The organism is Acidovorax radicis (genome assembly GCF_020510705.1).
Lineage (GTDB): Bacteria > Pseudomonadota > Gammaproteobacteria > Burkholderiales > Burkholderiaceae_C > Acidovorax > Acidovorax radicis_A.
Genome location: NZ_CP075184.1, coordinates 2,573,789 through 2,592,516, shown reverse-complemented (window position 1 = coordinate 2,592,516; position 18,728 = coordinate 2,573,789). Strand labels below are relative to the sequence as shown.

General features: G+C 62.5%; 13 protein-coding genes and 1 pseudogene. 9 read left to right on the top strand and 5 right to left on the bottom strand.

Features of this window, described 5'->3' with window-relative positions; genetic code table 11:
- Positions 1 to 301: 301 nt before the first annotated feature.
- Positions 302 to 967: a c-type cytochrome gene (locus KI609_RS11810; protein ID WP_226443462.1), complete on the bottom strand. Its 666-nt coding sequence runs from the start codon at positions 965 to 967 to the stop codon at positions 302 to 304.
- Between the two features lie 243 nt (positions 968 to 1,210).
- Between KI609_RS11810 and KI609_RS11805 the strand changes: the two genes are divergently transcribed.
- Complete coding sequence (locus KI609_RS11805) at positions 1,211 to 3,106, top strand: AMP-dependent synthetase/ligase (RefSeq protein WP_226443460.1); 1,896 nt, start codon at positions 1,211 to 1,213, stop codon at positions 3,104 to 3,106.
- Positions 3,107 to 3,126: 20 nt separating this feature from the next.
- Here the strand turns inward: KI609_RS11805 and KI609_RS11800 are convergent, their stop codons facing one another.
- Positions 3,127 to 4,248: a saccharopine dehydrogenase family protein gene (locus tag KI609_RS11800; RefSeq protein WP_226443458.1), complete on the bottom strand. Its 1,122-nt coding sequence runs from the start codon at positions 4,246 to 4,248 to the stop codon at positions 3,127 to 3,129.
- A gap of 180 nt (positions 4,249 to 4,428) precedes the next feature.
- Between KI609_RS11800 and KI609_RS11795 the strand changes: the two genes are divergently transcribed.
- Positions 4,429 to 4,881 (top strand): Lrp/AsnC family transcriptional regulator, encoded by a 453-nt coding sequence (locus KI609_RS11795; RefSeq protein ID WP_226443456.1) that lies wholly within the window; start codon positions 4,429 to 4,431, stop codon positions 4,879 to 4,881.
- A gap of 100 nt (positions 4,882 to 4,981) precedes the next feature.
- On the opposite strand, the pseudogene KI609_RS11790 reads toward KI609_RS11795, so the two are convergent.
- A pseudogene (locus KI609_RS11790) lies at positions 4,982 to 5,570 on the bottom strand (lysophospholipid acyltransferase family protein).
- A gap of 298 nt (positions 5,571 to 5,868) precedes the next feature.
- Here KI609_RS11790 and dusA point away from each other — a divergent pair.
- Positions 5,869 to 6,879, top strand: a complete 1,011-nt coding sequence (gene dusA, locus KI609_RS11785; RefSeq protein ID WP_226443454.1) for a tRNA dihydrouridine(20/20a) synthase DusA — start codon at positions 5,869 to 5,871, stop codon at positions 6,877 to 6,879.
- Positions 6,880 to 6,962: 83 nt separating this feature from the next.
- On the opposite strand, the gene KI609_RS11780 is transcribed toward dusA, so the two are convergent.
- Positions 6,963 to 9,887, bottom strand: a complete 2,925-nt coding sequence (locus KI609_RS11780; RefSeq protein WP_226443452.1) for an EAL domain-containing protein — start codon at positions 9,885 to 9,887, stop codon at positions 6,963 to 6,965.
- A 169-nt stretch (positions 9,888 to 10,056) separates the two neighbouring features.
- Between KI609_RS11780 and KI609_RS11775 the strand changes: the two genes are divergently transcribed.
- The 3 genes from KI609_RS11775 (at position 10,057) to rsxB (ending at position 13,671) form a co-directional block, all read left to right on the top strand.
- Positions 10,057 to 11,142, top strand: coding sequence for a GTP pyrophosphokinase family protein (locus KI609_RS11775; RefSeq protein WP_226443450.1), 1,086 nt, complete (start codon positions 10,057 to 10,059; stop codon positions 11,140 to 11,142).
- Between the two features lie 217 nt (positions 11,143 to 11,359).
- Positions 11,360 to 12,922: a polyhydroxyalkanoate depolymerase gene (locus KI609_RS11770; protein ID WP_226443447.1), complete on the top strand. Its 1,563-nt coding sequence runs from the start codon at positions 11,360 to 11,362 to the stop codon at positions 12,920 to 12,922.
- A 26-nt stretch (positions 12,923 to 12,948) separates the two neighbouring features.
- The gene (gene rsxB, locus KI609_RS11765) at positions 12,949 to 13,671 is read left to right on the top strand and encodes an electron transport complex subunit RsxB (RefSeq protein ID WP_226450363.1); all 723 of its coding nucleotides are present in this window, start codon (positions 12,949 to 12,951) and stop codon (positions 13,669 to 13,671) included.
- Between the two features lie 99 nt (positions 13,672 to 13,770).
- On the opposite strand, the gene KI609_RS11760 is transcribed toward rsxB, so the two are convergent.
- On the bottom strand, positions 13,771 to 15,258 hold the full coding sequence (locus tag KI609_RS11760; RefSeq protein ID WP_226443445.1) for a methyl-accepting chemotaxis protein: 1,488 nt from the start codon (positions 15,256 to 15,258) through the stop codon (positions 13,771 to 13,773).
- 152 nt (positions 15,259 to 15,410) lie between these two features.
- Here KI609_RS11760 and dapC point away from each other — a divergent pair, with 152 nt between their 5' ends.
- From dapC to KI609_RS11745, 3 genes are all read left to right on the top strand, one after another.
- On the top strand, positions 15,411 to 16,616 hold the full coding sequence (dapC, locus tag KI609_RS11755; RefSeq protein ID WP_226443443.1) for a succinyldiaminopimelate transaminase: 1,206 nt from the start codon (positions 15,411 to 15,413) through the stop codon (positions 16,614 to 16,616).
- 16 nt (positions 16,617 to 16,632) lie between these two features.
- Positions 16,633 to 17,466 carry a 2,3,4,5-tetrahydropyridine-2,6-dicarboxylate N-succinyltransferase gene (dapD, locus tag KI609_RS11750; RefSeq protein ID WP_226443441.1) on the top strand — a complete coding sequence of 278 codons (834 nt, stop codon included), beginning with the start codon at positions 16,633 to 16,635 and terminating at the stop codon, positions 17,464 to 17,466.
- Between the two features lie 71 nt (positions 17,467 to 17,537).
- Complete coding sequence (locus KI609_RS11745; protein WP_226443440.1) at positions 17,538 to 18,701, top strand: PilT/PilU family type 4a pilus ATPase; 1,164 nt, start codon at positions 17,538 to 17,540, stop codon at positions 18,699 to 18,701.
- Positions 18,702 to 18,728 lie beyond the last annotated feature (27 nt).

Below are 18,728 nucleotides of genomic sequence, written 5' to 3'. Positions count from 1 at the left end.
GGAACGCATCACGCGGCGTGCAAGCGCACAAAACGGCGCTCGATTGCGCTAGATCAATGCCATGGAGCAGGGGCTTGCGGGCGCGGTACTCTGCGCGCTTGCCCTGGCGGCAGGTGCCCGCGAAGAGCGCACAAAGTCGAGACGGTGGCGGCACACCAGCGCCACGGGAACCGGGAGGAAAACCCGACGAGGCGCGCAATCAAAACGCTGTGCCGCAGGCGGTACGAGCCAGGCCTTGTTGGCGCAGACGGGGTGGCGGCAGCAGTGGTTTTCGGGCCCTGCTTATTTTTTCAGGCCCCGCTTATTGCATGGCAGAAACAAACGCCACGACCGCATGGATGTCGGCGTCGGACATCAGACGCGCATTGGCAGACATCACCGAGTCAGCGCGTACCCCGCCGCCAGCGCGGTAGCGTTCCAGCGTGAGCTGGAGGTAGCCGGCTTGTTGCCCCGCAAGGCGCGCGATCTGCGCGTTGCCACGCCCGTCGCTGCCGTGGCAACGGAAACAGGTCTTGTTGAAATACTCCTGCCCTTTGGCCACCAGGGCGGGGTTGGCGGCAGGCTTGTGCACCACCTCCTGGGCGGCATAAAAAAGCACCATGCCCACTTTTTCGTCGCTGCTCATCGCCTTGATCATGCCTTCCATGAATTCATTGCGGCGGCGCCCGTCAGCGAATTGGCGCAATTGCTCCAGCAAGTAGGCGGGGTTCTGGCCTGCCAGGTTGGGGATATCGGGCTTGACGCTGTTGCCGCCTTCACCGTGGCAATTGGCGCACACGGCGGCCACCTTGCGCCCTGTCTTGAACAAGGTCTCGGCCAGCTTGGGCTCGGCCTGCACTTCATTGAGCCGCGCATTCAGATCGACCGAGGCAGTCGCCCGGGCCTTGGCGGGCTGGGCGGCCACCGGCTGGATCGTGAGTGCTGCCAGCAGGGCGACAGCCAATGCAACAGAAATGCGTTTTGCCATGGATAAAACCATCTACAAAAAGAGGTCATTCTAGGCATGAAGAGACATTTTTTTGGATTTGTGATTTTTTTCTTCACCGCGTCTGATGCAGGTCGCAAGGTTGCGCTCGTTATGATTGCCACGGGTTTTCCCGGGCACATGCGCCATGCCTGCACCGCTGCGGACGTTTTGCAGCCTTTTCGCATTCGGCGAATTTCACACCGTATGGCCCCAGCGCCCGCCCTCTCTTTCAGCACCGATCCGATGACCTCACCTCTCCTTGATCTCCAAAGCGTGCAGACGCTGCCCCAACTGCTCGCCTACCGCGCAGCCAGCACCCCTGACGCAGAGGCGTATCGCGCGTTCGATCCTTCTGTGCAGGCCTGGGTCAGCCTGACCTGGGCACAAGCTGCGCAGCGTGTCGACGAATGGTCACAAGCCCTGGCGGCCATGCAGTTGCCAGCCGCCGCGCGGGTGGCGATCTTGCTACCGAACAGCCTGAACGCCATGTGCGCAGACCAGTCCACGCTGGCCACCGGCGGGGTGCCTGTGCCACTGCATGCCATCGACAACCCGGGCAGCATTGCCTACATCCTGGCGGATTGCGAAGCGTCGATGCTGATCGTGGGCCAGGCCGCACAGTGGGAAAAAATCCAGGCCGTGGGCATGCCGTTCCCGGCGCTGCGCGCCGTGGTGGTGACCGATGAAGACGCAGCATGGGAGCCCTCGCCCGCAGCTTCATCAACCTCCACCGCGACCTCCACAGCCGCAGGTGCGTCGCCTGGCCCGGCGGTTGGCTCGCTGGCGCAGTGGCTGGCCGGCGCCACCCATGCTGGCAATGCAGCGCCGGTTACTGCGCCTGGCGCCCACGATCTGGCGGCCATCGTCTACACCTCGGGGACCACGGGTAAACCCAAAGGCGTGATGCTGACCCACCACAACGTGGTCAGCGATGTCAAAGCGGTGATGGAATGCATCGCCCCCACGGTGGACGATGTGTTTCTGTCGTTTTTGCCGCTGTCGCACACCTTTGAACGCACCGGCGGGTACTACCTGCCCATTGCAGCCGGCAGTTGCGTGGCCTATGCGCGTTCGGTGCCATTGCTGGCGGACGACCTGAAAACCGTGCGCCCCACCATCTTGGTATCGGTGCCGCGCATCTACGAGCGCATTCACGCCAAGTTGCTGGAGAAACTGGCCCCGTCGCCCTGGAAGATGCAGCTCTATGAAGCCGCCCAGGCCAAGGGATGGGCCCGTTTTTGCGCCATCCAGAACCTTCCTGCCCCTGACCTTGCTGAAGCCAAGGCCGCAGGCTGGATGGCCGCCCTGCCCTGGCCGCTGCTGCAAGCCCTGGTGGCCAAGCCGCTGCTCGCGCAGTTTGGCGGGCGCGTGCGGGTGGCGGTGAGCGGCGGTGCGCCCCTGTCGCCCACCATTGCCAAGTGTTTTCTGGGGCTGGGCCTGCCGTTGATTCAGGGCTATGGCATGACCGAAACCGCGCCCGTGGTGTCGGTAAATACGCTGAATGACAACGACCCGGGCTGCGTGGGCAAGGCGCTGCTTGGTGTGGAGGTGCGCATTGGCGACAACCGTGAGCTGCAGGTGCGCGGCCCCATCGTGATGAAGGGTTACTGGAAGCGCCCGGAAGACACCGCGCGCATCCTGAGCCCCGACGGCTGGCTGGGCACGGGCGACCAGGCCGAGATCGTGAACGGTCGCATCTACATCAAGGGCCGCATCAAGGAGATCATCGTCACGTCCACCGGCGAGAAGGTGCCCCCAGGCGACCTGGAACTGGCCATCCTGGCCGACCCGCTGCTGGAACAGGCTTTTGTGGTGGGCGAAAACCGCCCCTTCATCGCCTGCGTGGCGGTGCTGAAGCCGGGCGAATGGCAGCGCCTGGCCGCCGACCTGGGCCTCAGTGCAGAAGACCCCGCAAGCCTCAACAACCCCAGCGTGCACCGCGCCGTGCTGGCCCGCATCGAAAAGAACACCGCCAGCTTTGCGCGCTATGCCGTGCCCCGCGCGGTGCACCTCACGCTCACACCCTGGACGATCGAAAACACGTTCATGACGCCCACGCTCAAGCTCAAGCGCAGCAACCTGATGGCGTTTTTTGCACAGGCGATTGAGGGGATGTACCAGAAACCTGGGGGGCGCTGACGCGCCTCCCAACAGGGCCGTCAAAGCACCAACTCGCCCTCCGCAGCGTAGGCCGAGCCAAAACGGTTGGCAAGAAAGTCCTTCAGCCCCACGGCCTCCTGCCCCACAAAACCCTGCTGTGGCAACTGGCCTGCGGCCACCAAGTCCAGCGCCGTACAAATGCCCGCCGCCGTGGTGAGCTGGATAGCGCTCAACGTATGCCCCGCCATTTGGGTGCCCACGATGCGGGCGGAATACGACTCTTGCACCAACCGCCCGCCCTTCAGGCCCGACGCGGTGACGAACACGACGATCACGTCCTGGTCGGTGGTGGGCACGGCCGTTTCCAGAATGTCCTTGAGCAGATCGCGCCGATCGCGCAGCCGCAGGTCGTTGAGCAGCAGCTTCAGAATGGCGTTGTGGCCCGGGTAGCGGATCGACTGGTAGTCCACCTGCCGGGCCTTGCCCGCCAGTGTTTCGGTGAGCGTGCCCAGCCCGCCCGAGGTGTTGAAGGCCTCGTATTCCACCCCGTCGAGCGCAAAGGTCTCCAGCCCCTCCAGCGCCGGCACCGTGGTGCGCTCGCCGTCCACAATGGCTTCGCAGGGGTTGCAATATTCGTTGATGAGGCCCTCGGTGCTCCAGGTCAGGTTGTAACGCAGCGCCCCTTGGGGATAACGCGGCAGCGCGCCCACCCGCATGCGCAGGGTGTGCAGCGTGTCAAACCGGCGGGCCAGGTCGTGGCCGACGATGCCGATGAACCCCGGCGCCAGACCACATTGCGGCATCAGCACGCTGCGGGCATTGGCTGCCAGGGCGCGGATGGCCTGGGTGCTTTGCACGTCTTCGGTCAGGTCAAAGTAGTGCACGCCGGCCTGCGCACACAAGGTGGCCACCGCCACGGCGCGATGAAAGGGCAATGCGTTCAGCACGGCAAAGCACCCCTGCACGGCTGCTTGCAGTGCGGCATCGTCGGCACACAAGCGCGTGGGCACGCCCAAGGCGGCCACCTGCGCCAGGCGCACCGGGTCCCGGTCGGCCACTTCAATGTCGTAATCGCCCGCTTCTTGCAGCAGCAACGCCATGGCAAAGCCGATATGGCCGGCGCCCAAAATGGTGACGGCACGGCGTGCTGCGTTGGCGGGGTGTGATGGGGCGAATGTCATGGCGGGCTCCTGGGCGGGGTGGGGGTGGGAGTGGATAGGCAAGGCAATACAACGAAATGCGATGCCTGATGCTAGGCAATAGCTCTGTCAATGTGTAGCGTCAAAACCGTCGAAATACTTATTTTATTTGGTCATAGTGGCGAATATCATCGGCGTATCGACTTTTCTGGAAATCCACCCATGACCATCGACCTGGACGACACCGACCGCCGGCTGCTGAGCCTGCTGCAGGCCAATGCACGTGAAGGCACGGCCACGCTGGCCCGCCAACTGGGGCTGGCGCGCACGACCGTGGTAGCGCGTATCGCGCGGCTGGAGCGCTCGGGGGTGGTGGCGGGATATGGCGTGCGGCTGGGTGCGCGGCTGGATGCCGCCACCGTGCGCGCCTGGTGCTCCATCAGTGTTTTGCCCAAGACAGCGCCCACCGTGCTGCGGGAGCTGCAGGCCATGCCCGAGGTCGAAGAAGTGTCGGCAGTGAGCGGGCCGTTTGATTACCTGGTGTATTTGCGCTGCGCGGGCCACGAGCAACTTGACGCGCTGCTCGACAAGGTGGGCCAGCTCGACGGCGTACACCAGACGCAGACCAGCATCGTGCTCAGCCGCAAGATTGACCGGCGGAGTGTGGGGGCGTGAAGGCGGCTGCCCTTAATGCATTTGCTGCAATTTTGATAGCTTCTAGCGCTTTCTGGATAAGCGATAGAGCCAAATTTCATTCAAAATTTGATGTCCCACATCAGGCCTCGAACTGCGTCGGGTTCTTGCCTTGGATGGGCGCATAAAACGCCTTGATGCGCGCCATGTCGCCGTCCAGGTCACCCGTGGGCTCAAACACCGGCCCCAGGCCACCCACCTTGCGGCCATAAGACCACAAACGCCAGCGCGATGGGCACGCCGGCCTGCTGGGCGATGAAGTAGAAGCCCGTTTTCCAGTGCCTCGTTTTGCCGCGCGTGCCCTCGGGAGGCACGATGAGTTGCATTGGACCATCAGCATCCCGCATAGCTTGGGCCGAGCTGGCGACGAGGTTGTTGGCTTGGCTGCGGTTCACCGGGATGCCCCCGAGCCAGCGCATCACCCCACCAAACGGCGTCTTGAACAGGCTTTGTTTACCCATCCAGTACACCCGCAGCCGCAGCGAGAACGCCAGCATCAGCGTGTACGGCAGGTCCCAGTTGCTGGTGTGCGGCGCGGCTATGAGCACGCTTTTGGCGGCGTGGGCGGGCAAGGCGCCTTCGATGGTCCAGCCGGTGATGCGCAACGTGAATCGGGACAGAACGCGCAAGAGCGTGTTGACGACCGGTGTGTCAAAAATAGTGTGGTGCATGTGGAGGAAGGCAGAAAACAGGGCTGCGCCCTGCAAAGGGGCGCCGGGAGTATCGCCGTCCCCCTCTAACCCCGGCGCTGCGGCAGTTCAACCAGAGGCTTTGATGGCGCGACGCAAGCCGTGCGGTATTGGCGCTGCGCCGGGCGCCATCAGGCTCTCAGATTTTGCTCTGATTTTTATAGCTATCAGCGCTTTATGGATAAGCACCAAAGGCCTATTTCAATCAAAACCCCAGAGTCCACCCCACCCGGGCACCGGTGGGATAATCACCGCCTTCGCCCCCTCCCCCCATTTTTCCGTGACCCCCACCCATAGCCCCTGGCGCATGTCCGTCGCGCCCATGATGGACTGGACTGACCGACACTGCCGCTACTTTCACCGGCTGCTGACGCGCCAGACCCTGCTGTACACCGAAATGGTGAATGCGGGCGCCATCATCCATGGCGGCACCGAACGCCACTTGCGGTTCAACGCTGAAGAGCACCCCGTCGCTCTGCAGCTGGGCGGCAACGAACCCGACAAACTCGCGCAGGCCGCCCAACTCGCGGCGCAGTGGGGGTATGACGAAATCAACCTCAATTGCGGCTGCCCCAGCGACCGTGTACAGCGCGGCGCCTTTGGCGCCAGCCTGATGAAAACACCACAGCTGGTGGCCGACTGCGTGAAGGCGATGAAGGATGTGGTGGACGCGCCTGTGACCGTGAAGCACCGCATCGGCATCGACAAGGAGGAGCACTACGGCTTTGTGCGCGACTTTGTGGGCACGGTAGCCGACGCTGGTTGCACCGTGTTCATCGTGCATGCCCGCAACGCGTGGCTACAAGGCCTGTCGCCGAAGGAAAACCGCGACATCCCGCCGCTGCGTTACGAAATGGTGCACCGGCTCAAGGCAGAGTTTCCGCAGTTCACCATCGCCATCAATGGCGGCATCCAGACCGATGCGGTGGTGCAGGAGCAGTTGGCGCACCTCGATGGCGTGATGATTGGCCGCGAGGCCTATCACAACCCCTGGTGGCTGGCCCGGTGGGACCCGCTGTATTACGGCGGCGCGCCCTGCCCCCTGACCCGCGAAGAGGTGGAGGTTGCCATGGTCGAATACATGGAGCGCGAAATGGCGCTGTATGGCACGCCCTGGCCCCACATAGCACGCCACATGCTGGGCCTGCGCCACAGCCTGCCGGGCGCACGCATCTGGCGCCAGGTGTGGAGCAACCACCTGCTCAAGGACCGGCCCGCTCGTGAGGTGCATGCGCTGGCGATGCAGTCCTATGCGCAGCCCGCGGCCACCGAAGCCGAAGTGGCACTGTAGAAAAACAGAAAGAAATGGCGCGGATCGCCCGGAGCTTTTGAACGCACTGCGGGCACACCAGGACGGGTCCCATCCCGCGTTATCTATGCTCCGGGCAGCAGGCGGCCCAGCCAGGCCTGCAGAGGCTCTGGCCGCCCAAACAGATAGCCTTGCAGGCAATCGCATTGGCTGCTGGTCAAAAAATCGGCCTGGGCGCGGGTTTCCACCCCTTCGGCCACCACGCGCAGGTGAAGGTGGCGCGCGACCGAAATGATGGACTGCACGATGGCCGTATCGTTGGGGTCGTGCGGGGTGTCCTGCACAAAACTCTTGTCGATCTTGAGCTCATACAGCGGCAACCGCTTGAGGTAGGCCAGGCTCGAATACCCGGTGCCAAAGTCGTCAATCGAAAAACGCACACCAAGCTGCACGATCTCGGTCATACGGGCGATGGTGTCATCCAGGTTTTCGATGAGCAGGCTTTCCGTCACCTCCAGGATGAGGTTCTGCGGCGCTGCACCGGTATGGGCGAGGATGTGGCGCACACGCTCGACAAAATCATCCTGCCGAAACTGCCGCTCGCTCACGTTGACCGACAGCGCCAGGTTTTGGCCCGCCGCCTGCAGGCGCGCCAGCGTCTCACAGGCCTGCTGAATCATCCAGTCGCCCATGCGCAAAATCAGCCCGGAGCTCTCCGCAATGGGGATGAAGCTGCAGGGTGGCACGTTACCGCGCACGGGGTGCTCCCAGCGCATCAGCAACTCTGCGCCCACCAGCCGCCCCTGTGCGTCCACCTGGTTTTGCGCGAAGGCCGAGAGCTGACCTTCGGCCTGCGCTTTCTTCAGGTCCTGCTCGAGCGCCAGGCGCTCTTGCACATCGGCCTGCATGGCCGCCTCGTAAAAACGAATGCGGTTGCGGCCCAGGTCTTTGGCGCGGTACATGGCGGTGTCGGCCTCGCGCAGCAGGTCTTCCACCGCATCTCCCCGCTTGGGGAACAGCGTGATGCCAATGCTGCCCGTGGTGCTGTAGAGGTGGGTGTCGATGCTGTAGGGCTCCTCCAGCGTTGCTCGCACCTCTTCCGCCACCAGCAGGGCGGCTCGGCCGGCAGACTCCATGTCTGAAGCCACGTCGTGCACCAGCACCACAAATTCATCACCACCAATCCGGGCCACGGTATCACCCGCTCGCAGTTGCTGTGTGAGGCGACCGGCCACCTGCATCAACAAGGTATCGCCAATGCTGTGGCCCCGTGCATCGTTGATCTGCTTGAAGTTGTCGAGGTCGATGTAGAGCACGGCCCCCACCTGCGACGTCTTCTGGGCCATGTGCAGCGCGTATTCCATGCGGTCTAGCAGCATGCGCCGGTTGGGCAGGCCCGTCAGCCCGTCAAAATAGGCGAGCTGATGCGTACGCGCCTCGGCCTGCTTGCGCTCGGTGATGTCGCGCGACAGCGCGATGAATCGTGGCTCGTCGTGGAGCGCGGTGCTCTCCTTGCGGGCGATCGACAGTTCAAACCAGTGGGTGGTGCCGTTGAGTTCAAGCCGATACTGGTGCCCCGCTGAATAGCCGGTGCGGTAAGCGGCCTCCAGCGCTGCGTGAAAACCGGCTGCCGCCTCCGGAGGAATCACATCGCGCATCAGGCGCCCCACAAACATGTCCGAGGGCAACAGCAGCAGGTCTGAACGGGCGGACCGGGAGTGGTGGATGCGCCCGTCACGCCCCAACTCGAACAACAGGTCCGGAATGGCATTGAGCGTGCTCTCCAGATCGTCGCGGGTGGAGCGCAGCTCGGCCGTCATGCGATAAGCCAGGGCCACCGCCCGCTCGCGCCCTGTCGCCAGCATCCACGTAATCCAGGCCAGCAGCAGGCTGAGCACGGCGCCCCCCAGCGCAATGACGTGGTGACCATCGTCCTGAAACCGCTGCGAAAAAGCGGGCAACGGTGCCATCACCAGCGTCCAGCGACGCCCGCCCAATTCAAGCAGGCGGGTGGTGCGCAATGGCGAACCGTGCAGCTCAGCGGCAGACGGATCTTCGTTGCTAAAGATACGTGTCCCGCCGGCATTGACCGTATCCACCGCATTTGCATTGGCAACGACGCCAGCGCCGCCACCCATGGCGCCTTGGACGCGGGCAGCATCGGGTACACCGGTGGTGTCGACGACCTGTAGCCCGATGTCGGAGTCGAACTCGCGGGACATGCCACTGATCACGTCTGTCAGCCGAAACGCTGCAGACACCCATCCCCGCAGTCCGGCACGCCGCCCGTCCACCGTGCGCGTGTCTGCCGCAGTGGCATAAAGGGGCAGATACATCACCAACCCCTGCTCGCCCTTTTGTACCAACCTCAAAGAGGCGGACAGTGCGAGAGAGCCGGAGTCTCGGGCTCGGTACAGCGCCTCTTTGGCAGCCGGGGCGGTCAGGACGTCGTACCCCAACGCCTTGAGGTTGTCGCCTTGCAGCGGTTCGATGTGCGTGATGGGGGCATACACAGCGCGTTCGCCGCCAGGGTGGATCGTGTAAGCGGGAAAGCCGCGCGCGCGCATGTCTTTGACGTAGGCGGCCAGGTCAGGCCTCGCCAGTTGCCCCACGAGCGACACCCCTTGCAGGCCAGACCGCGTCTCCTGGAGCTGCAACGCGTGCACGTAAGCCTCGTATTCGCTGCGAACAATGCGTTCAGACCCTTCAAAATAGCCCTTGATGCCGCGCAACACCAGCTCATAAGTGGCCATCCGGTCCTTGAGGTTATAGGCGATGTGATCGGCGGCCAACTCAAGGTTTCGCTCCCGCTTGCCAAGAGCGCCCCGCTCTTCCCCTTGCCAATAGAGCCCTGTGAGCGTGAGGCCGAGCACCGCAATCAGCGGCGCAAGCACGCGAGGCAACCACCGCAGGCGCGTGGCGCCGCCCACAGTGCCGCTCGTAGTGCCCAAGCCGCAGGCGTTGCCGGTGTCAGTGTCGCCCACACCAGGCGACACAGGCAGGCGGCCACCGCTGGCAGAACCGATTTCGTCAAAAGGCGGAGGTGTCATTGGTTTTGTGGTTGCGCACGCACTGGCGTGCCGGGGCTCGCCCACTGCAGAAAGAAGCCATTATGGGCATCTGTCCTGCACTGCCAATGCCCATTTTCAAGCACACTCACGGACGCACCGCGCAGGGCGGAACCACCGCACCACACTTTCTCAGGAGCCACTTAGAAACATGGCATCGCTCGATTTTGATCACGAAGAGTCTCAGTTTCGTACCTTTTATAGCCAGCAGACGCCTGCGCTGGAGGCTGCGTGTGCAGCCCTTACCGGTTTGGTGGCGGCCGTCGTCACGCGCTCGGGCCATGTGGACATTGCCAAGGTGGAAGGCCGCGTGAAAGAGGTCGACGAATGCATTCGCAAGTTTGTCCGCAAATACCGCCCCGCCCTGGAAGAAAGCAACACGCCCTACGACATCCAAAGCTATATCACCGATCTGATCGGCGTGCGGGTGGTGTGCCTGTATGAGGATGAGCTTGAGAAGATCGCCCAGATCGTGCAAGCACATTTCTCGGTGATCGACGTCACCGACAAGACGGCTGCGGTGGAGAGCACCGAGGCGTCCTTCGGCTACAAAGGGCTGCACCTGGATCTTCAACTGAGCAGCGCCGACCGCCAGTTGCCCGAACATGCGGCCTACGCCCACCAGCCCTTTGAGCTGCAGGTGCGCACCATCATTCAAGACTCATGGAGCGTGCTGGATCACAAGATCAAGTACAAAAAATCGATCCCCGGGCAGCTCAAGCGACGCATCAACGTACTGTCTGCATTGTTTGAGCTGGCCGACCGCGAGTTTCGCCAGATCCGGGACGCCACCGCCGCCGAGCTGCTGCAGGCTCCCGACGAAACCGTAGAGGCAACCCCAGAGTCCACCACCGACAACCAGGCGCCGAGCAAGGCTGGGGGCGGCAGCAGCGAGCTCAACGCCTTCACTTTCCTCAAGATAGCCACGCATTTTTTCAAGGAATTCGAGTTCGATCCGTCCAAGGTGGATGGGTTTGTGGACGACATTCAGATGTGGTCACCAGGCATGACGCGCGCACGCTTCAATACCCTGATGCGAGAGACCATTGGTGTGGTCAAGCGGTACAAACAGCATTTCGAAGAGCAAAACCCGCAAGGCAGCTTCAACCCTTACACGGTGATCCGGCACTGTCTTTACCTCAGCAACAAGTCAGCTTTCCGCGCTGCACTGCGAAATTCGACCCGCGAATCATTTGAAGCCTGGCTGAATGAAAACGGCGAACCCAAAGCGCACTGATCTTAGAAAAAAACCATGTAGCGCTTATGCACATTGGGTTTTTAGCTATTCAATTTATAGCTATTCATATGCAAATGGACGGCCAATAAGGCAATGAGAAGCGCCCCTGGGCCAGGCATATCCTGTCGCGCAAGTGACTGGGCGTCGGTGGTTTTCCTGCATGCAGCAGCTGCCAAGTGCTGCTATATTGCACTGCAACAAATCGGAGTTTTGCCCCATGCTGTACCACATTTACGAAACGCAACGGTCCTTGATGGAGCCGTTTACTGACTTTGCGCAGGCGGCTTCCAAGTTGTTCAGCAACCCCGTGTCGCCGCTGAGCCAGTCTGCAGCGGCCCAGCGCATGGCCGCTGGCTACGACCTGCTGTATCGTTTGGGCAAAGACTACGAAAAGCCAACGTTCGGCATCCACACGGTAGATGTGGACGGCGTGGGCGTAGCTATCCATGAACGCATCGAGATCGACAAGCCTTTTTGCGAACTGCGCCGCTTCAAGCGCTTCTCAGACGATCCAGCCACACTGACAAAGCTCAAGACACAACCGGTGGTCCTGATCGTGGCACCGCTGTCTGGCCACTACGCCACACTGCTGCGTGACACCGTGCGCACCATGCTCAAAGACCACAAGGTCTACATCACCGACTGGAAGAACGCACGCCTGGTTCCCCTGTCCGAGGGCGAATTCCACCTTGATGACTATGTGAACTATGTGCAGGAGTTCATTCGCCATCTGCAGGGCATTTATGGCAACTGTCACGTCATCAGCGTGTGCCAGCCCACAGTGCCTGTGCTGGCGGCTGTATCGCTGATGGCCAGCCGGGGCGAAAAGACGCCCCTGACCATGACCATGATGGGCGGCCCCATCGACGCGCGCAAATCGCCCACATCGGTAAATAACCTGGCGACCAACCGCAGCTACGAGTGGTTCGAGAACAACGTGATCTACCGTGTGCCCGAGAAGTTTCCGGGTGCTGGCCGCCGTGTGTACCCCGGTTTCCTGCAGTACACAGGTTTTGTGGCCATGAACCCCGATCGCCACGCCACCAGCCATTACGACTACTTCAAGGACCTGATCAAGGGCGACGACGCCAGTGCCGAAGCCCACCGCAAGTTCTACGACGAATACAACGCCGTGCTCGACATGGACGCGGACTATTACCTCGAAACCATCCAGACGGTGTTTCAGGACTACAAGCTGGTGCATGGAACCTGGGATGTACGCTCGCCCGAAGGCAAGATTGAGCGTGTGCGTCCCGAAGACATCAAGACCACGGCCTTGTTCACGGTGGAAGGCGAGCTTGACGACATTTCCGGTTCAGGCCAGACCGAAGCCGCACACGACCTGTGCACCGGCATCGTGCGCAAAGAGCAGCACCACCTTGAGGCCAAGGGTGCAGGCCACTATGGCATCTTCAGTGGCCGCCGCTGGCGCGACATCGTGTACCCCAAAGTGCGCAGTTTCATCCTGCAACACAACGTGGATCCCAACAAAAGCGCCGCATCGGCCACCAGCGTGTCCGCTACAACGATTGCCAAGGCAGTCACTGCCGTCGCATCTCGGACTGCAGCCAAAACCCCAACCAGCGCCCCACACAAGCCAAAACCCAGCCCTGCCCAAAAGCCAGCCCCGGCGGCGGGCGTCACAACACGCTGGGTCAAGCCCCAGGCAGCCGCAGTGACAGCGGCGGCCGAGCCGGTGCAGGGCAATGTCACCGAAGCCAAGGCGGCCGCATCATCCGCGCCCACGCCAAGCCGTCGTAACAAGCCCCGCAAAGCCTGACCAGGCAGGCCGACACGTTGAGCCTTCTGACGGCCAAACCCTCCCCCGCACGCGCCGAGAACGATCTTGTAGCGCGGATTGATGCTGCGCTACCGCAAACGCAATGCACGCGCTGCGGCTATCCGGACTGCCTGGCATACGCCAGGGCCATTGCGGCGGGCGCTGCGGGCATCAACCAATGCCCGCCCGGTGGCGCCGAAGGGGTCGCGCGCCTCGCGGCCATCACTGGCCAGGCCCCGCAGCCGCTGAGCACAGAACACGGGCTCGAAGGCCCCCGCTCGGTGGCTTTTATCGACGAAGCCTGGTGCATTGGATGCACCCTGTGCATCAAGGCATGCCCCACCGATGCCATCGTGGGCGCCAACAAGATGATGCACACGGTCGTCGAGCCCTATTGCACGGGTTGTGAGCTGTGTGTTCCCGTGTGTCCTGTCGACTGTATTGAGCTGGAAAGCGCTAGCGGCAGCTCTACCGGCTGGTCGGCATGGTCGGCCCCTCTGGCACAGCAGGCGCGCGAGCGTTATGCCCAGCACCGTGTGCGCATGCCATCACAAGACGCGCAAGACCCGGCAAGTGGTGCCATGGATGCCATCGAAACCGGCGCCAATAACCAGAATAACCAGCCGCACACCATGCCCTCGTCCAGCGATTTGGCCGCCGCCAGCGCACAAGACCCTGCCGCGCGGAAAGCAGCGATTGCGGCGGTCATGAAGCGTGCTCGCCAACGCCGGGAGCAAGGGAGCCACTGACTAACCGGCAACTGAAAACCCACGACCGGATTACGTTTTGCCATTTTGGTGGCACGGGAGCAGCACTCCACCGATGGGAGCAACGCCGCGTTGTATCAGTTACCGGGCCGCCAGCGACTTGTAAACCCCGCAACCGATATACAAGTCGCCACCACGGCAGACGTAGGACATCTTGGTTTGCACCACGCCTGTCGCAGGGTTGGTGATGTCGTATTCGACCCAGCCGGGGGCCCGGTCCGCCTGGCTCACGATGCTGCTCAGCAGCAAGCTGCCTTCCACGCCTGGAATATCCTGCACCCGGGTTCCAACCTTGGCTCCGTTGCCACCAAACGCCCGGTACGTGCCCGCAGCGTCGAGGACAAACACATACATGTCGCGGTCGTGGTAGGGCTGGCTTGGGTCCGTCACACTGCGCAGGAATTGCTCTTGCGAATGGGTTTTTTGCAAGCCCAGCGCCTTGGCGACCAGTGCCACCGCCTCTTCTGCCGTGCCCTGCTGCAGACGAAACACCGCCACCGCACGTGAGAGCGTCGATGCGCGGTGTTCCAGTGCCTGCGCCTGCTCAACGGCCTGCCCCACCATTTGCGCGTTGTGCTGCGTGATCTGGTCAAGCTGCTGCACTGCCGAACTCACTTCGCGCAAACCTGTGCTCTGCTCGGCGCTGGAGCCAGAAATTTCGCTCATGCTGACCGCCACGCTGCGGATACCGTCTGCCATGCTGGCAATACCGTCGCCCGCCGACCGGATCAACCCCGCGCTGGCCTCGACCTGGTTGACCGAGGCGCCAATCAGTTCGCGGATTTCCCGCGCCGCGTCACCTGACCGTTTGGCCAGCGTACGCACTTCACCCGCAACCACCGCAAAACCTCGGCCTTGTTCCCCTGCACGCGCGGCCTCGACAGCGGCGTTGAGGGCCAAGATATTGGTCTGGAAGGCAATGCCGTCGATAACACCGATGATTTCCGTCATGCGCCGCGCGCCCTGCTGAATGGCCTCCACGGATTGCACCGCGCGAGCCATCGCGTCGACCCCCGCATCCGCCGCCTTGCGCACCTCAGACGCCCGCGCATCGGCGCTTTGGGCGGTCTGGGCATTGTTCTGAACGGCAGACGACAACTCCTCCACGCTGGCGGCGGTTTGCTCCAGATTGGACGCCTGCTGCTCGGTACGGTCCGCAAGCGAGCGGTTTCCTTCGGCCAGGCTTTGCCCCGCATGGGCCACCAGCGCGGCATTGCTGCGGATATCGGCCACCATGGACGAAAGGGTCAGCACCATCTGGTCCAGCGACTGGGCCATCGCACCGACCTCGTCGCGCCCGAAAACACCCGCGTGCGCACCCAAGTCGCCGCGGGTGGTCTGTTGCATGGCCAGCGACAAGCTCGCCAGGTCTGACGACAGGCTCACATACAACGCCAGCAATGCGTAGAGCACCACGCAGCCGGCTACCACCACACCCCACCAGGCCCCATCCACCAGCGCGACCGCCAAAAGAACAGCCATCCACACGCCCAGCGTGAGCAGCTTGCCGGGCAGCCGCAGCCTGCGCATCCACCACAGTCCTGGACGCAGCGGAAAAAATCCTGACATCTTGTCTCCCATTTCATTCTTTGTTATGTCTAGATGCTAGGCGGTGGCTCTTACGGTGGATTGACACCCCCCCGACCCACACACAACACCATCCGCATCTGCAAGCCACAACAGCACATATGCGCGGGCTTGCTCGCCCATAATGGCGCACCATGAATCCCCTGCTTTCTCGCCTGCAGCCCTATCCATTTGAGCGGCTGCGCCAACTCTTTGCCGGAGTCTCGCCACCCGCGGTGTACAACCCCATCAGCCTAGGCATGGGTGAACCGCGCCATCCTACACCGCAGTTCATCAAAGATGCACTTAGTAACAACCTGGGTGGACTGGCCAGTTACCCCGCCACAGCGGGTGACCCCAAACTGCGCGAATCCTTCACGCAGTGGCTGAATCTGCGCTACGGGCTCACCGTGGACCCCGGCACCCAGGTTCTGCCGGTGAACGGTTCACGCGAGGCGCTGTTTTCATTTGCCCAGACGCTGATAGACCCCACACAACCCGACCCCGTGGTGGTGTGCCCCAATCCGTTCTATCAAATCTATGAAGGCGCCGCACTGCTGGCTGGCGCCACGCCGTATTACGCGCCCAGCGATCCAGACCGCAACTTCGCGGTGAACTGGGATACCGTGCCCCACAGGGTCTGGGAGCGCACACAGTTGCTATTTGTTTGCTCCCCCGGCAACCCCACGGGCGCTGTCATGCCACTGGCCGAATGGCAAAAGCTGTTTGAGCTGAGCGATCGCTACGGGTTTGTCATCGCATCAGACGAGTGCTACAGCGAGATCTATTTCCGCGACGAGCCCCCGCTGGGGGGCCTCCAGGCGGCAGCCCAATTGGGGCGCGGTGATTTTAAAAACATCATCTCCTTCACCAGTCTGTCCAAGCGCAGCAATGTGCCCGGCCTTCGCAGCGGCTTCGTCGCCGGTGATGCCGCGCTGATCAAGTCCTTTTTGCTCTACCGCACCTACCACGGCAGCGCCATGAGCCCCATCGTGCAGGCCGCCAGCATCGCCGCCTGGGGCGATGAGCAGCATGTGGTGGAAAACCGCACGCTGTACCGCAAGAAGTTCGCCCAGGTCACCCCGCTGCTGGCCGGGGTGATGGATGTTGCCCTTCCCGATGCGGGTTTCTATCTGTGGGCCAAGATTCCTGATGCGCTGGGCATGGACGATGCCGAGTTCGCCCGGGCCCTCCTGGCTCAATACAATGTCACCGTGCTCCCCGGGAGCTACCTGGCCCGCGAGGCCCAAGGCAGCAACCCCGGCGCCCAGCGCGTGCGCATGGCCCTGGTGGCCGAAACCGAAGAATGCGTGGAAGCAGCGCTGCGCATCGTGCAATTCATCCAATCCCATACAGCCTGATCTGATCGACAACGACATGACCCAACAACTCCAAACCCTCATCGACAACGCCTGGGACAACCGCGCCAGCCTCTCGCCCGCTGCCGCTCCCCAGGAGATCCGGGACGCTGTCGAGCATGTGATCGCCGAGCTGAACAATGGCAAATTGCGCGTCGCCACCCGCGAAGGTGTCGGCCAGTGGATAGTGCACCAATGGATCAAGAAAGCCGTGCTGCTGTCCTTTCGCCTCAAGGACAACGAAGTCGTCAAGGCCGGTGACCTGGGCTTTTACGACAAGGTGCAGACCAAGTTCGCCCACCTGTCCGAAGAAGAAATGAAGGCCACCGGCGTGCGCGTGGTGCCCCCCGCCGTGGCCCGCCGCGGCAGTTTCATCGCCAAGGGCGCGATCCTGATGCCGTCTTACGTGAACATCGGCGCCTATGTGGGCGAAGGCACCATGGTCGATACCTGGGCCACCGTGGGCTCGTGCGCGCAAATTGGCGCCAATGTGCACCTGTCCGGCGGCGTGGGCATTGGCGGCGTGCTGGAGCCCCTGCAGGCTGGCCCCACCATCATCGAAGACAACTGCTTCATCGGCGCCCGCTCCGAAGTGGTCGAAGGCGTGGTCGTCGAAGAGAACTCGGTGCTGGGCATGGGCGTGTACCTCGGCCAGAGCACCCCGATCTTCAACCGCGCCACGGGCGAGATCAGCTACGGCCGCGTGCCTTCGGGCTCGGTGGTGGTCAGCGGCAACCTGCCCAAGACGGCCGCCAACGGCGCGCCCTACAGCATGTACGCCGCCATCATCGTCAAGCAGGTGGATGCGCAAACCCGCTCCAAGACCAGCATCAACGACCTGCTGCGCGACTGATTGTTGATACCACCGATGCAGGCCGCGTGGTCTGCATCGCCGACAGATACCGAGAACAAGAGGGAAACACCATGAGTACGATGGAACGAATTCTTCGCCTGATGGCCGAGAAAAAAGCCTCCGACGTCTATCTGTCGGCCAACGCGCCAGCGCTGATCAAGATTGATGGCGAATGTGTGCCGATCAACAACCAGATCCTGCCGCCTGACGCGCCGCGCAATCTGTTGTCAGAAGTAGTGCCCCCAGACCGTATCGAGGAGCTGGAAGAAACCGGAGAGCTCAACATGGGCGTGCCGCTCAGCGGCGTCGGGCGTTTCCGTGTCAGCGCGATGCGCCAGCGCGGGAGCTACGCAGTGGTGATCCGGTTCATCTCGCAGCAGATTCCGGCATTCGACTCGCTGGGCTTGCCGCCCCTTTTGCGTGATCTGATCATGGAGAAACGCGGCCTCATCCTGGTGGTGGGTGCCACGGGTTCCGGCAAAAGCACCACGCTGGCGTCGATGATTGACACCCGCAATGAAGCGCTGACCGGCCACATCCTCACCATCGAAGACCCGGTGGAATACCAGTTCCGCAACAAGAAATCGATCGTCAACCAGCGCGAAATCGGCAGCGACACACAATCGCTCCAGACCGCACTGAAAAACGCGCTGCGCCAGGCGCCCGACGTGATCCTGATCGGCGAAATCCGCGACCGCGAAACCATGTCGGCCGCCATTGCCTACGCCCAGTCCGGCCATTTGTGCCTGGCCACGCTGCACGGCAACAACAGCTACCACGCGCTCAACCGCATTCTGTCTTTCTACCCCGTCGAGGTGCGACCCACCATGCTGGGTGACTTGGCCTCCGCACTCAAGGGCATCATTTCGCAGCGCCTGGTGCGCACGGTGGATGGAGGGCGCGTGCCCGCCGTCGAGGTGATGCTCAACACCAAGCTCGTTTCCGATCTGGTCGAAAAAGGCGATTTCTCGGGCGTAAAGGAAGCCATGGAAAAGTCCATGGCTGAAGGCTCACAAACTTTTGAAGCAGCCCTGGCCCACCTCATCATGGAGGCCAAGATCGACCGCAAGGAAGGCATGGCCTACGCCGATTCGCCCACCAACCTCATGTGGCGCCTGCAAAACGACTTTTCTCTGGCCGCCAATGCCGCCAAGGCACAGAAAGAGGCGCGCGACGCGCCCGACGACCAGCCCTCATTCACCGAGATCGTGCTGGACGTCAAGCCCGCAGCATGACCCCCCCTGAGTCGCCTTTGACGCCTC

Coding starts and splice junctions, on each gene's coding strand:
- KI609_RS11810 (WP_226443462.1), bottom strand. CDS start 967: ATGGCAAAACGCATTTCTGTTGCATTGGCTGTCGCCCTGCTGGCAGCA.
- KI609_RS11805 (WP_226443460.1), top strand. CDS start 1,211: ATGACCTCACCTCTCCTTGATCTCCAAAGCGTGCAGACGCTGCCCCAA.
- KI609_RS11800 (WP_226443458.1), bottom strand. CDS start 4,248: ATGACATTCGCCCCATCACACCCCGCCAACGCAGCACGCCGTGCCGTC.
- KI609_RS11795 (WP_226443456.1), top strand. CDS start 4,429: ATGACCATCGACCTGGACGACACCGACCGCCGGCTGCTGAGCCTGCTG.
- KI609_RS11780 (WP_226443452.1), bottom strand. CDS start 9,887: ATGACACCTCCGCCTTTTGACGAAATCGGTTCTGCCAGCGGTGGCCGC.
- KI609_RS11775 (WP_226443450.1), top strand. CDS start 10,057: ATGGCATCGCTCGATTTTGATCACGAAGAGTCTCAGTTTCGTACCTTT.
- KI609_RS11770 (WP_226443447.1), top strand. CDS start 11,360: ATGCTGTACCACATTTACGAAACGCAACGGTCCTTGATGGAGCCGTTT.
- KI609_RS11760 (WP_226443445.1), bottom strand. CDS start 15,258: ATGTCAGGATTTTTTCCGCTGCGTCCAGGACTGTGGTGGATGCGCAGG.
- dapC (WP_226443443.1), top strand. CDS start 15,411: ATGAATCCCCTGCTTTCTCGCCTGCAGCCCTATCCATTTGAGCGGCTG.
- dapD (WP_226443441.1), top strand. CDS start 16,633: ATGACCCAACAACTCCAAACCCTCATCGACAACGCCTGGGACAACCGC.
- KI609_RS11745 (WP_226443440.1), top strand. CDS start 17,538: ATGAGTACGATGGAACGAATTCTTCGCCTGATGGCCGAGAAAAAAGCC.